This window comes from Streptomyces krungchingensis (assembly GCF_054729265.1).
Window position 1 is genome coordinate 6892249 of record NZ_JBPUKY010000001.1, and the last position, 13475, is coordinate 6905723.

Annotated in this window: 12 protein-coding genes and 1 riboswitch; of the genes, 6 read left to right on the forward strand and 6 right to left on the reverse strand. The window is 70.1% G+C overall.

The features are described from left to right. Window positions 1–47: 47 nt before the first annotated feature. A riboswitch (cobalamin riboswitch) is annotated at window positions 48–186 on the reverse strand. A gap of 74 nt (window positions 187–260) precedes the next feature. The 4 genes from ACSYGO_RS30370 to ACSYGO_RS30385 form a co-directional block, all read right to left on the reverse strand. Next, window positions 261–785, reverse strand: a complete 525-nt coding sequence (locus ACSYGO_RS30370) for a GNAT family N-acetyltransferase (protein ID WP_426679757.1) — start codon at window positions 783–785, stop codon at window positions 261–263. Between the two features lie 111 nt (window positions 786–896). Beyond that, entirely contained in the window at window positions 897–2495 is a 1599-nt protein-coding gene (gene mctP / locus ACSYGO_RS30375) for a monocarboxylate uptake permease MctP (protein ID WP_426679756.1), read from the reverse strand. Further along, window positions 2492–2815 (reverse strand): DUF3311 domain-containing protein, encoded by a 324-nt coding sequence (locus ACSYGO_RS30380; RefSeq protein ID WP_432189722.1) that lies wholly within the window; start codon window positions 2813–2815, stop codon window positions 2492–2494. Before ACSYGO_RS30380 ends, mctP begins: the two co-directional genes overlap by 4 nt. 212 nt (window positions 2816–3027) lie before the next feature. Next, a complete protein-coding gene (locus tag ACSYGO_RS30385; RefSeq protein WP_028802055.1) occupies window positions 3028–3792 on the reverse strand; it encodes a GntR family transcriptional regulator in 765 nt (254 codons plus the stop codon). Between the two features lie 436 nt (window positions 3793–4228). Between ACSYGO_RS30385 and ACSYGO_RS30390 the strand changes: the two genes are divergently transcribed. The 4 genes from ACSYGO_RS30390 to ACSYGO_RS30405 all read left to right on the forward strand — a co-directional run bounded on the left by ACSYGO_RS30390 (window position 4229) and on the right by ACSYGO_RS30405 (window position 9026). Continuing rightward, complete coding sequence (locus tag ACSYGO_RS30390; RefSeq protein ID WP_426679754.1) at window positions 4229–5515, forward strand: extracellular solute-binding protein; 1287 nt, start codon at window positions 4229–4231, stop codon at window positions 5513–5515. Between the two features lie 119 nt (window positions 5516–5634). Beyond that, window positions 5635–6621 (forward strand): carbohydrate ABC transporter permease, encoded by a 987-nt coding sequence (locus tag ACSYGO_RS30395; protein WP_460388360.1) that lies wholly within the window; start codon window positions 5635–5637, stop codon window positions 6619–6621. Continuing rightward, window positions 6618–7502: a carbohydrate ABC transporter permease gene (locus ACSYGO_RS30400; protein WP_426679752.1), complete on the forward strand. Its 885-nt coding sequence runs from the start codon at window positions 6618–6620 to the stop codon at window positions 7500–7502. Before ACSYGO_RS30395 ends, ACSYGO_RS30400 begins: the two co-directional genes overlap by 4 nt. A gap of 9 nt (window positions 7503–7511) precedes the next feature. Continuing rightward, window positions 7512–9026 carry a glycoside hydrolase family 3 protein gene (locus tag ACSYGO_RS30405; RefSeq protein ID WP_426679751.1) on the forward strand — a complete coding sequence of 505 codons (1515 nt, stop codon included), beginning with the start codon at window positions 7512–7514 and terminating at the stop codon, window positions 9024–9026. A 636-nt stretch (window positions 9027–9662) separates the two neighbouring features. Here the strand turns inward: ACSYGO_RS30405 and nagB are convergent. Next, window positions 9663–10448 carry a glucosamine-6-phosphate deaminase gene (nagB, locus tag ACSYGO_RS30410; protein WP_095936548.1) on the reverse strand — a complete coding sequence of 262 codons (786 nt, stop codon included), beginning with the start codon at window positions 10446–10448 and terminating at the stop codon, window positions 9663–9665. Between the two features lie 245 nt (window positions 10449–10693). Here nagB and ACSYGO_RS30415 point away from each other — a divergent pair, with 245 nt between their 5' ends. Next, window positions 10694–11764, forward strand: coding sequence for an SIS domain-containing protein (locus tag ACSYGO_RS30415; RefSeq protein WP_460388361.1), 1071 nt, complete (start codon window positions 10694–10696; stop codon window positions 11762–11764). A 64-nt stretch (window positions 11765–11828) separates the two neighbouring features. Here ACSYGO_RS30415 and ACSYGO_RS30420 read toward each other — a convergent pair whose 3' ends face one another. Continuing rightward, window positions 11829–12581 (reverse strand): SDR family oxidoreductase, encoded by a 753-nt coding sequence (locus tag ACSYGO_RS30420; RefSeq protein ID WP_432189718.1) that lies wholly within the window; start codon window positions 12579–12581, stop codon window positions 11829–11831. A gap of 97 nt (window positions 12582–12678) precedes the next feature. On the opposite strand from ACSYGO_RS30420, the gene ACSYGO_RS30425 reads away from it, so the two are divergent. Continuing rightward, window positions 12679–13365, forward strand: a complete 687-nt coding sequence (locus tag ACSYGO_RS30425; protein WP_359489651.1) for a TetR/AcrR family transcriptional regulator — start codon at window positions 12679–12681, stop codon at window positions 13363–13365. Window positions 13366–13475 lie beyond the last annotated feature (110 nt).

A 13475-nucleotide genomic window follows, 5' to 3' on the forward strand; every position in this document is an offset into this window, starting at 1 on the left:
CCGGCCCATTCCGCGAGGCCCGGACGTCGTCGGCACCCGGGCCGGACGGCCGGGGTGCGCTGTCGGCAGGTCCTCGGACTGAAGCCAGCGCGTGCAGGCGGATACGCGAACACACACAAGTACACCGTTGCGGGACAGTTCCGGATTCGCACCGGATTCCCCTGCGGCGACAGCGAGCATGAGCATACATCTTGTGCCGGGCTGCGGGACCACCCCCACATGTTGTGTCGTGTCGGCTTCGGAGGGTGGCTGAAGAGCTGTCAGAGCGTCAGTTCGTAGGTGAGCAGCCGGATGTCGTCCAGCTCCGGGATCGGGTTCCAGTCGCGGCCCGGGGTGCGGGTGAAGCCGAGGCGCTCGTAGATCCGGTGGGCGGCGTGCATGGAGTGCTGGGTGGACAGCACGATGCGTACGCAGCCCTCCGTGGCCCGGGCGCGGTCGACGCAGGCGCGGACTAGTGCCTCCCCGGCACCCCGGCCGCGTGCCTCGCGGGCGACCGCGAGCATGCGGATCTCGGCCTCACCGGGGCGGGCGATGTCGGCCATGGCGCCGCCGCGCGGCACGAAGGTCACCCCGCCGAGCAGTCGCTGCGTGCCGGGCGTGGACTCGCGTTCGACCGCGACGAGCACGTCGGCCGCGGCGGCGCGCTTGGCCACGTCCCGCAGCTCTCCCAGATATGCGTCGCTCTCCCCGAAGTCGAGCAGTCCGTCGCGGAGATAGGCCTGGGCGGTGATCTCGCCGAGGCCCGGGTACTCCTCGGGACGCGCGACGCGGATGACTGTGTCCATGCGCACAGTCTGTGGGAGATCGCGGGGGAGGACCGCCGAATTTCCGGGGGGCGGGAAAAGACCGCGGCGCCCCCCTGACCGAGGGGCGCCGCGGAGTGTGGAACCGCTGGGTCAGTGGGCCGCCACCGGCAGCTCCACCTCGACCCCCGGGTCGCCCGCGTCCGCCGTGTAGTCCTCGGCGGACGTCTCGTCGACGCCGTCCGGGGCCTTGAACGCACGCAGCGCGAACGTGAGGACGACCGTCACGACCACGTTCAGGGTGAACGCCGTGAAGCCGATGTAGCCGATCTCCCCGATGCCGGGGATCTCCTTGGCGCTGCCGCCGAAGTGCTTCTGCGTCGGCGAGGCCACCCCGTACGCGGCGATCGTGCCGTAGAGCATGCCCACGGCCCAGCCGACGAGGAGCGCCCAGCGGTGGAACCAGCGGGTGAACAGGCCGCCGACCAGGGCCGGGAAGGTCTGCAGGATCCAGATGCCGCCCAGGAGCTGGAAGTTGATGGCGACCGTCTTGTCCATGGTGAGGACGAAGACCAGCGCGCCCACCTTCACCAGCAGCGAGACCAGCTTGGAGACCTTGGTCTCCTGCTGCGGAGTGGCGTCCGGCTTGATGAAGTCCTTGTAGATGTTGCGCGTGAAGAGGTTCGCGGCGGCGATCGACATGATGGCCGCGGGGACCAGCGCGCCGATACCGATGGCCGCGAAGGCCACACCCGCGAACCAGTCCGGGAACATGTTCTCGAACAGCTGCGGGATCGCGAGCTGGCCGTTGGTGACCTTCACCCCGGCCGCGATCGCCATGAACCCGAGCAGCGCGAGCAGGCCCAGCATCAGCGAGTACAGCGGGAGGATCGTGGTGTTGCGGCGGATCACCTCGCGGCTGCGGCTGGACAGCGTCGCCGTGATCGAGTGCGGGTACATGAACAGCGCGAGCGCCGAGCCGAGCGCGAGCGTGGCGTAGGTCCACTGGCCCGCCTCGGGAGGCACGAGCCCGCCCGCGCCGGCCGCGGAGTACTTGTCGCCCGCCGCCTTGAAGATCTCGTCGAATCCGCCCAGCTTGATCGGGATGTAGATGATGGCCACCGCGATCACGATGTAGATCAGGGTGTCCTTCACGAACGCGATCAGGGCGGGGGCGCGCAGGCCCGAGGAGTAGGTGTAGGCGGCCAGCACGCCGAAGGCGATGAGCAGCGGAAGGTCCTTGACGAACCAGTTGGTGTTGTCACCGCCGCCCACGCCCATCACGTCCAGGACGGCCTGGATGCCGACCAGCTGGAGCGCGATGTACGGCATGGTCGCCAGGATGCCGGTGATCGCCACGGCCAGGGACAGACCCTTGGAGCCGAAGCGGCCGCGCACGAAGTCCGACGTCGTCACGTATCCGTGCTTGTGGGACACCGACCACAGGCGCGGCAGGAAGGTGAAGATCAGCGGGTAGACCAGGATCGTGTACGGCACGGCGAAGAAGCCGGCCGCGCCCGCCGCGTAGATGGCGGCCGGTACGGCCACGAACGTGTACGCGGTGTACAGGTCGCCGCCGAGCAGGAACCAGGTGATCCAGGTTCCGAACGACCGTCCGCCCAGGCCCCATTCGTCGAGGCTGTGCTCGTTGTCGGCCTTGCGCCAGCGCGCGGCCAGGAACCCTATGACCGTGACGGCCAGGAAGAAGAAGATGAAGACGCCGAGTGCGACGCCGTTGACGCCGTCCTTCATGCTCCGGCACTCCCCTCGGCGGATGCTCCGGCACCCTCGGCGGAGGCCGGGGCGCCCTTGGTGGAAGTGCGGGTGGCGGCGGAGGCGCGGGCCCGCTGGTCACGCCGCCACAGCTGGTACGCGACCATCGTGAGCGCCGTCGAGATGAGCACCCACGCCATCTGGTACCAGTAGAAGAACGGGATGCCTATGAAGGCCGGGTCGGCCTTGGCGTAGGAGCCGACCCACAGCATCGCCACGAACGGCGCGAGCAGACACAGGGCGATCACCACGCGAACCGGTGTGACCACCGGTGGTTTCACTTCAGGCACATCTGACATACGGCGACTCCGTCCCCTCGCTGATCACCTGTGTAACGCGCAGGCAATCTAGGCGACGGCGTCAGCAAAGCGGAACCCCTCGTCCGCATATCGGTCCCCAACAGCAATGAGACCGCGACGCCCCGTCAACTCGACAACACCCGGAGCGGCGTCCCGGACGCCGCTCCCGACGGGGTGCGCAGGCCCGTGCCGGCGCCGCCGGCCGGGACCTCCTAGTCCTGGGGCCGCTTGAGGCGGGCCACGAACTTGTACCGGTCGCCCCGGTACACCGAGCGCACCCACTCCACCGGTTCGCCCTGCTTGTCGAGCGAGTGACGGGAGAGCATCAGCATGGGCAGGCCGACGTCGGTGCCGAGCAGCCCCGCCTCGCGCGGGGTGGCCAGCGAGGTCTCGATGGTCTCCTCGGCCTCGGCGAGATGGACGTCGTACACCTCGGCGAGCGCGGTGTAGAGGGAGGTGTACTTGACGAGCGACCTGCGCAGCGCGGGGAAGCGCTTCGCGGACAGGTGGGTCGTCTCGATCGCCATCGGCTCGCCGCTCGCCAGGCGCAGCCGTTCGATGCGCAGCACCCGGCCGCCGGCCGAGATGTCGAGCAGGCCGGCGAGCGTCTCGTCGGCGGTGATGTAGCCGATGTCCAGGAGCTGCGAGGTGGGTTCGAGGCCCTGCGCGCGCATGTCCTCGGTGTACGAGGTGAGTTGGAGCGCCTGGGAGACCTTCGGCTTGGCGACGAAGGTGCCCTTGCCCTGGATGCGTTCGAGGCGGCCCTCGACGACCAGTTCCTGAAGGGCCTGCCGCACGGTGGTGCGCGAGGTGTCGAACTCTGCGGCGAGGGTGCGCTCGGGCGGTACCGGCGTACCGGGCGGCAGGGTCTCCGTCATGTCGAGCAGGTGCTTCTTCAGGCGGTAGTACTTGGGCACGCGCGCGGTACGGATGGGCGCGCCACCCTCGTTCTCCGCACTGCTGACGTCGGTGCTCATGCTCTGCCTTCCCGGCTCCGGATGCCGAAGCGGCCGACCTACGCATCGGCCACGGCTCACATCGTGGCACGGCTTCATGTGCGAGTACCCCCCGCACCTTCCGTGATCCCCTCTATATACCGTCGGCTCACCCGTTGGTCTAGTCCATCACGGACGTGCGACCCGTGCGCCGTGCGCGCGTGGTCCAGTCGGGGCACCGGGCCGGACGCTTGAACACTCCTGCCCGATATGCCGATTACCTAGTTAAAGGTCCCTGCATATGTAGGTCCCATAACGGACGGTCGGGGTGCTCGCGAATGTCTTGACACCCCCCTAGGTCTAGGCCAAGCTCCCCGTACTGGTCTACACCATTGGTCCAGTCCCGGCCCCACGGGCGGTACGGCGTATGTCACCGCGGGGAGGCAGGGGGGTTTGTGGCATCCCTGAGGAGGGTGGCGTGAAGCGCAAGCTGATAGCCGCGATCGGTATCGCGGGCATGATGGTCTCCATCGCGGCATGCGGGGACAGTGACAACAAGTCCGGGGGGTCGGACAAGGGCGCGGACGCCAAGGAGCTGACCGTCTGGCTCACCGTCGACGCGCAGAACAACTGGCCCGAGCTGGTCAAGGCCGCCGACGCGGCCGTCAAGGCCAAGCACCCCGGCATCAAGATCAACCACGAATACTACGGCTGGCCGGACAAGAACACCAAGCTCGACGCGGTCCTGGCCACCGACAAGGCCCCCGACGTCGTCGAGATGGGCAACACCGAGATGCTCGGCTACATGGTCAAGGGCGCCTTCGCTCCCCTGGACGCGAGCAAGTTCGAGAACTCGGACGCCTGGCTGGACGGCCTCAAGGCCTCCGTCACGTACGAGGGCAAGACCTACGGCGTGCCGTACTACGCCGGTGGCCGCGTCGGCAACTGGCGCAAGGACCTCGCCGCCTCGGTCGGCGTGAAGACCGCGCCGAAGACGTACAAGGAGCTCACCTCCGCCCTGGACAAGATCCAGAAGAAGGAGGGCAACAAGTTCAACGCCTGGTACCAGCCCACCCGCGACTGGTACGCCGCGATGTCCTTCGTCTACGACGCCGGCGGCTCCATCGCCAAGGAGGAGGGCGGCCAGTGGAAGGCCAACCTCTCCTCGCCCGAGTCGATCAAGGGCCTCACCGAGTTCAAGAACGTCGTCGACAAGTACATGCACGGCGACAAGACCAAGGACGAGTCCGACCGCTACATCGTCTACGGCCAGGGCAAGTCCGGCATGATCTTCGGCGCCGCCTGGGAGGGCGCGACCGCGGAGGACCCGAAGAGCGACAAGACCGGCAAGCTCAAGGGCAACCTCGAGAACTTCGTGATGCCCGGCCCGTCCGGCAAGAACCTCCCGGTGTTCCTCGGCGGCTCCGACCTCGCCGTTCCGGTGAAGTCCGACGCGCAGGCCGTCGCCGGCGAGTGGATCAACGCCTTCACCGGCGCCAAGGGCCAGAAGGGCCTGATGGGCAAGGGCAACCTGCCCAACAACAAGACCGACCTCGCGACGCTGAAGAGCGACCCGAAGACGGAGGTCCCGGCCACCGCGGCCGAGTCCAACTGGTTCGTCCCGATGGCGCCGGGCTGGGGCCAGGTCGAGAAGGCTCAGGTCCTGCAGACCATGCTGCAGAGCATCGGCACCGGCAAGAAGTCGGTCGAGGCCGCCGCGAAGGACGCGGACGCCGCGATCGACAAGGTCATCAACACCAAGTGACCTGAGAGCAGGGCCCCGTCGGTCCTCCGCCACGGAGGGGCGGGGCCCTGCCTTCCGTACGGCACGGCCGTGCGGGGCTCTGCTTACGTACGACCAGAGGGACCGCTGAGGAGCGCGCGATGAGTGCCGCAGACACGACCACCCCTGCCAAGGTGCCGCCCCCGCGGCAGGCACCGCCACCAGCCGTCGCGAAAGCGCCACGCGCGCGGCGGAGCCCGGGTGGAGCCGCGCTTCCCTGGATGCTGCTCGCGCCCTGTCTGCTGATCCTCGCGCTCGTCCTCGGCTATCCGCTCGTCCGCCTGGTCACGCTGTCCTTCCAGAAGTTCGGACAGTCCCAGCTGTGGGGCTTCCAGCCCGCCGAGTCGGTCGGCTTCGACAACTTCAGCAAGGTGCTCGGGGACGGCGAGTTCTGGGCGGTGGTCGTCCGGACGTTCGTCTTCGCGGCCGAGTCCGTCATCTTCACGATGGTCGTCGGCATGCTGATCGCCCTGCTGCTCCAGCGGGTCTCGGGCTGGGTGAAGACGCTCATCAACATCGCGCTGGTGGCCAGCTGGGGCATGCCGATCATCGTGGCCACCACCGTCTTCAAGTGGCTCTTCGACTCCGACTACGGCATCTTCAACGCGCTGCTCAGCAGGCTGCCCGGCGTCGACATGATCGGCCACAACTGGTTCGCGAGCGGTCCGCAGGGACTCGCCGTGATCATGCTGCTGGTGGTCTGGGGCGCGGTGCCGTTCGTCGTCATCACGCTCAGCGCCGGGCTCACCCAGGTGCCGAAGGAGCTGGAGGAGGCCGCACGCCTCGACGGGGCGGGCTCCTGGGGCGTCTTCCGGTACGTCACGCTGCCGATCCTCAAGCCCATCGTCGTGATGCTCACGACGCTCTCCGTCATCTGGGACATGGGCGTCTTCCCGCAGGTCTTCGTCATGCGCGGCGGCCACCCGGAGGCCGAGTTCCAGCTGCTCACCACCTACTCCTACGACCGCGCGTTCGTCGTCAACGACTACGCGCAGGGATCGGCGATCGCCCTGCTCACCGTGTTGATCCTGCTCGGCGTGGTGGCCGTGTACATGCGTCAGATGCTGAAGATCGGAGAGGTCGAATGAGCGCCGTCGCCACCCCGGGACGTACGTCCTCCCCGCAGCGCGAGGGCTCCGGGCCCAGCAAGGCCCGCAAGTCCAAGGCCGGCTGGAACCTGCTCGGACTGCTCGTCTTCGTCACCGCGGGATTCCCCGTCTACTGGATGCTGAACACCGCGTTCAAGCCCGCCAAGGACGCCATCGATCCCGATCCGAGCCTGCTGCCCACCGGCCTCACGCTCGACAACTTCCGGCGCGCCCTCGACATCGCCGACTTCTGGGGACCGGTCGGCCGCAGCCTGATCGTCTCCCTGGCGGTGGTCGTGATCGGCGTCGCCGTCGGCCTGCTCGCCGCACTCGCCATCTCCCGCTTCGCCTTCCGCGGCCGGAAGATCGTGATCGTCGGCATCCTCGCCGTCCAGATGGTCCCGCTGGTCGCCATGATCATTCCGGTCTTCCTGCTGCTGAACGACCTCGACCAGTACGACAAGCTCTCCGGCCTGATCATCACGTACCTGACCTTCATCCTCCCGTTCACGGTCTGGACGCTGCGCGGCTTCATCGTCAACATCCCGAAGGAGCTGGAGGAGGCGGCCATGGTCGACGGCTGCAGCCGCACGGGCGCCTTCGTCCGCGTGGTCTTCCCGCTCCTCGCCCCCGGCATGGTCGCCACGTCCGTGTACGGGTTCATCCAGGCGTGGAACGAGTACCTCTACGCCCTCATGCTGATGAGCCAGAAGAACCAGACGGCCACCGTCTGGCTCGGCAACTTCACCACCAAGCACGGCACCGAATACGCCCCGATGATGGCCGGTTCCACGATGATGGCCGTGCCGATCGTCGTCCTGTTCCTCATCGTCCAGCGCAAGATGGCCGCGGGGCTGACCGCGGGCGCCGTGAAGGGATAACGCCACCCGATGACGACACTCGCCAGTGGTACCACCGCGTCCAATTCGGCCCAGGACGGTCCGACACGCGACGCCCTGACCGTCCTCCAGCCCGGCTTCACGGGCACCACGGCCCCCGACTGGCTGCTCCGCCGCCTGGGCGAAGGCCTCGCCTCGGTCGGCCTGTTCGGCCGCAACATCGCCTCGCCCGAGCAACTGTCCGCCCTGACCGCCCAGTTGCGCGCGGAGCGCGACGACGTCCTCGTCGCCATCGACGAGGAGGGCGGCGACGTCACCCGCCTTGAGGTGCGCACCGGGTCCTCCTTCCCCGGGAACCACGCGCTCGGGGCGGTGGACGACGTCGCGCTCACCCGGGACGTCGCCCGCGAACTCGGCCGCCGCCTGGCCGCCTGCGGGGTGAACCTCAACTGGGCGCCGTCCGCGGACGTCAACTCCAACCCGGACAACCCGGTCATCGGCGTACGGTCCTTCGGCGCCGACACCGACCTGGTGTCCCGGCACACGGCCGCCTACGTCACCGGACTCCAGTCCGCCGGCGTCGCGGCCTGCACCAAGCACTTCCCGGGACACGGCGACACGGCCGTCGACTCGCACCACGCGCTGCCGCGCATCGACGCCGGGCTCGACGTGCTCCAGTCCCGTGAACTCGCCCCGTTCCGCGCCGCGATCACCGCGGGCACCCGGGCCGTGATGAGCGCGCACATCCTCGTCCCGGCGCTGGACCCCGACCGGCCCGCCACCCTGTCCCGCCGCATCCTCACGGGCCTGCTCCGCGAGGAACTCGGCTACGAGGGGCTCATCGTCACCGACGGCATGGAGATGCAGGCCATCGCCGCGACGTACGGCATCGAACGCGGCAGCGTCCTCGCCATCGCCGCCGGCGCCGACGCGATCTGCGTCGGCGGGGGACTCGCCGACGACGAGACCGTGTGCCGCCTCCGCGACGCCCTCGTCGCGGCGGTCCGCAGCGGTGACCTCCCCGAGGAGAGGCTCGCCGACGCCGCCGCCCGGGTGCGGGCGCTGGCCGGCTGGACGGCCGCCGCCGCACGCGAGGCGGCAGCCGCGGACACGGAGGAACGGGCCGACATCGGCCTGGTCGCCGCCCGCCGCGCGCTCACGGTCACCCACTCCGAGGCCTACGCGCCGCTCACCGAGCCCCCGTACGTCGCCGCTCTCACCCCGGTCGCGAACATCGCCGTCGGTGACGAGACCCCCTGGGGCGTGGCCGCGGAGCTGGCCCGGCTGCTTCCGGGGACCGAGACGGGCAGCTTCACCGGTGAGGGCGCGGGCCCCGCCGCCCTCGAAGCCGCGGGAACCCGCCGCATCGTCGCCGTCGTGCGCGACGAACACCGTCACCCGTGGATGGCGGGCGCCCTGGACGCACTGCTCGCCGCCCGCCCTGACACCGTTGTCGTGGAGATGGGAGTGCCCCAGGCCGCGCCCCGGGGCGCCCTGCACATCGCCACCCACGGTGCGGCGCGCGTGTGCGGCCAGGCGGCGGCGGAGGTCGTCGCCGGGGCATGACCCACGACGTGCGAAGGCGCCGGGTGCTCTCGGGGGAGGAGCACCCGGCGCCTTCGTGTGCACGCCTGTGGGGGATCGCCTTCGCGTGGACGGCGCGGTGCGAACGCTTCCGTGCGGTCGTCCCCGCACCGACCGGCCGCGAGCCGTCGGCACCGGCGACGGTACGGGCAGCGGTGCCGGCACGGGCGGACGGCGCGGGGACCGGCACCGGCAGCAGCGGCGGCACGGGCGGACGGCGCGGGGACCAGCACCGGCACGGGCGGACGGCACGGGCGGACGGCGCGTCGGCCGGAGACCCGTCGGCCGGAGACCCGTCGGCCGGAGACCCGTCGGCCGGAGACCCGTCGGTACCGGCAGCGCAGGGGGCAGGAGAGAGCAGGTGGGTGTGCCGGACCTCGTGGTCCGGTGCGATCCGCTCGGCGGCGGAGCCTCAGGGCTGTCCCGTGATCTCCGGTGGACCGCCGCACGACGACAGCTCTACGGCACCTCGCCGCGTTGGAGGGGCGCCCGAATACGCCCAGTACGAGGACGGCCGCCCCCTGCCTTCGACGGGGGGACCCCACCGCCTTGCGATGCACCGCATGCGACGCCGCGCGGCGGTCCACCGGGGATCACAGGACAGCCCTTAGATCACCCTTAGATCCCCTGCCAGTCGGGCTTGTTGGCGAAGGTGTGCCGGAAGTAGTCCGCGAGCTTCAGCTTGGAGGCGGCGGCCTCGTCCACGACGACGGTCGCGTGCGGGTGGAGTTGCAACGCGGACGCCGGGCACACCGCGGCCACCGGTCCCTCGACCGTCGCGGCCACCGCGTCCGCCTTGCCCTCGCCGGTCGCGAGCAGCACCAGGTGCCGTGCCTCCAGGATCGTGCCGATGCCCTGGGTGATCACGTGGTGCGGGACCTGCTCGATGTCGCCCTCGAAGAACCGGGCGTTGTCGACCCGGGTCTGCTCGGTCAGCGTCTTGATCCGGGTCCGTGAGGCGAGCGAGGAACACGGCTCGTTGAACCCGATGTGCCCGTCCGTGCCGATCCCGAGGAGCTGGAGGTCGACCCCGCCGGCCGACGCCAGCGCCTTGTCGTACGCCTCGCACGCGGCCTGCACGTCCGCGGCGGTGCCGTCCGGGCCCATGAACGCGTCCATGCCGAGACCCAGCGGCTCCAGCACCTCGCGACGGAGCACCGAACGGTACGACTCGGGGTGCTCGGCCGGCAGTCCCACGTACTCGTCGAGCTGCGCGATCCGCGCCCGCGAGGCGTCCACGGCGCCGGAGCCCACCTTGGCCGCCAGCGCCTCGTAGATGGGCAGCGGGGTCGAGCCGGTGGCCACGCCGAGCAGGGCGTCGGGCTTGCGACGGAGCAGCTCGGCCATGGCTTCGGCGATCAGCTCGCCGCCCGCCTTGGCGTCCGGGACGATGACAACTTCCACGCTGGGCCTGCCGATCTGGAGAGGGGACTCAGGGGACTCAACCGGAACCCGAAAGGGGACACATGTGGTATAGACCAATCTAGCAGAGGCCCCGCCTCACGTCGCCCCCGGAGAACCCGCCCGGACACCCCCGCCCCCCACCGGACATGTCCGCTCCCGTTCACACCACCACCCCTGCCCGGACGCGCGTGGCCCCGCTCCCGGGAGTGCAATGGAACCCGCACACCGACTCACGAGGAGGCGCCATGACCGCCACGCCCCCGGAATCCCAGGGCGACCGCCCCGGCCGGATCATGGCCCGTGAGATGGCCGAGCAGCCCGACGTGATGCGCCGGCTCCTCGACACGGGCGCGCCGCGGATCCAGGACGTGGCCCGGCAGGTCGCCTCCCGCTCGCCGCGCTTCGTCCTGCTCGCCGCGCGCGGCACCTCCGACAACGCGGCCCTGTACGCCAAGTACCTTCTGGAGATCCGTCTCGGCATGCCCTGCGGACTCACCTCGATGTCCACGATCACGGCGTACGGCGCACGGCCCGACCTCAGTGACGTCCTGGTGATCACCGTCAGTCAGTCCGGTGGCTCGCCCGACCTCGTCGCCTCGACCCGGGCCGCCCGCGAGGCAGGTGCGATCACCCTCGCGGTGACCAACAACCCGGACTCGCCGCTCGCCGCCGTCTCCGAGTACCACATCGACATCATGGCCGGGCCGGAGAAGGCCCTCCCCGCGACCAAGACGTACACGGCCTCCCTTCTCGCGCTCTATCTCTTCGCCGAAGGTCTGCGCGGCGGGGACGGTGCGGCCGCGCAGGTGCTGCCCGAGCTGGCCGCGGGACTCCTCGCCCGCCAGGACGAAGTCAGGGCCCTCGCCTCCCGCTACCGGTTCGCCGGGCGCATGGTGATCACCTCCCGCGGCTACGGCTATCCCACCGCCAAGGAAGCCGCCCTGAAGCTGATGGAGACCAGCTACATTCCCGCGCTGTCCTACTCCGGTGCCGATCTCCTGCACGGCCCCCTCGCCATGGTCGACAACATCTCCCCGGTGATCGCGGTGGTCACCGACGGCCGCGGCGGTGAGGCGCTCCAGCCCGTCCTCGACCGTCTGCGCGGACGCGGCGCCGACCTCGTCGTCGTCGGCCCGCGGGCCCAGGTGGAACAGGCCTCGGCCGGTTTCGTGCTGCCCACCGAGGGCGTCGCCGAAGAGGTGCAGCCGATGCTGGAGATCCTCCCGCTCCAGCTGCTGGCCTACGAGGTCACCATCGCCCGCGGCCAGGACCCGGACGCGCCGCGTGCCCTGGCGAAGGTGACGGAGACCCACTGACAGAGGTGCCCCGCATCGGCACGACCTGCCGTCGCCGCACCAGGTCGGCGCCCCCGCCCCGGCACTACGTCAGCGAACCCCCTGTCGCGTCCAGCCAGGCCCCGGTCACCCAGCGCCCGTCGTCCGAGACGAGGAAGGCCACCACGTCCGCGACGTCGGCCGGGGTGCCCACCCGGCCGAGGGCGGACAGTGCGGCGGCGCCCGCCCAGGCCGCGTCGTCGGCCCGCAGCCAGTCGGCATTGACGTCGGTGTCGATGATGCCGGGCGCCACCGAGTTCACGGTGATGCCGCGGGGGCCGAGGACCTTGGACAGGTCGCGCGTGAAGACGTCCAGGGCGCTCTTCGTCATCGCGTACGCCATCTTGTCCGGCATCACCGCGTTGCGAGCGAGTCCCGACGATATGTTGACGACCCTGCCGCCGTCGCGCAGACGGGAGGCGCCGTACTTGGTGATGAAGTGGGGCGCTCGCACGTTCACCGCGAAGACCCGGTCGTACTCCCGCTCGTCGATCGCGCCGAAGGGCTGCGACGTGCCGATCGCCGCGTTGTTCACCAGGATGTCCAGGCGGTCCGCCTGCCGGTCGAAGGCCTCCCACAGCGCCTGGGCGTCGCCCGGCGGCCCCAGCTCCACGCCGATCGTGAACGCCGAGCCGCCCGAGGCCTCGATCGCCGCGACCGTCTCGTCCGCCGCCGCCTCATTGCTGCCGTAGTGCACGGCCACCCGTGCGCCGTCCCGCCCGAGCCGCTCGGCGATGCCCCGCCCGATGCCCCTGCCGCCACCCGTGACGAGTGCCGTCCTGCCCGCGAGCACACCCATGTCGACGCCCCCTCCGCATTTGCCTAGTGATCGCTACAGAAAAAACCGTACAACGACCCGACGACATTTCTCTAGTACCCGCTATAAAATCCACCCCATGGTGAGCAGGCAGCAGACCGAGTCCGGAACCACCGCGCGCACGGGCGCCGAGGCCGTGACCAAGCAGCGCGGCCGGCCCCGCTCCTTCGACCGCGAGACCGCGCTGGAGAAGGCGATCCTGGCGTTCTGGGAGCACGGGTACGAGGCGACGTCCGTCTCCGACCTCACCCGGGTCATGGGCATCGGCGCCCCGAGCCTTTACGCGGCCTTCGGCGACAAGCGGTCCCTCTTCGACGAGGTCGTCCGCGTGTACGGCACGCGGTACGGGTCCTTCGGCGAGCGCGCGCTGGCCGAGGAGCCCACCGCCCGTGCCGCGGTCGAGCGGATGCTGCGCGAGGCCGCGGCGGAGTACACCGCTCCGGGCCGCCCGCACGGCTGTCTGGTCATCCACGCCGCCACCAACTGCACGTCCCCGGAGGTCGAGGAGGACCTGCGCGAGCGGCGCAACGCGAACATCGCCGCGTTCGAGAGTCGTATGAAGGCGGGCATCGCCGCGGGCGAGCTGCCCGCCGGAACCGACGCCGCCGCGCTCGCCCGGCACACCGGCGCGATCGTCCAGGGCATGTCGCAGCAGGCCCGTGACGGCGCCACGAGGGAGCAGTTGGAGGCCCTCGCCGCGCTCGCCATGGCGGTCTGGCCCGATTCATCGGCCAATCCGGCCCGTTCACGAACCGAAGCGGGTTAGTCTGCGTGATGGACAGTGCTGCATGTTGGATAAACAGACAACGGTGAACACCTGCCGGCGCATGGACAGAACGCATGCGGGCGCAGGAGCATGGACGCGGCAGCATGGTC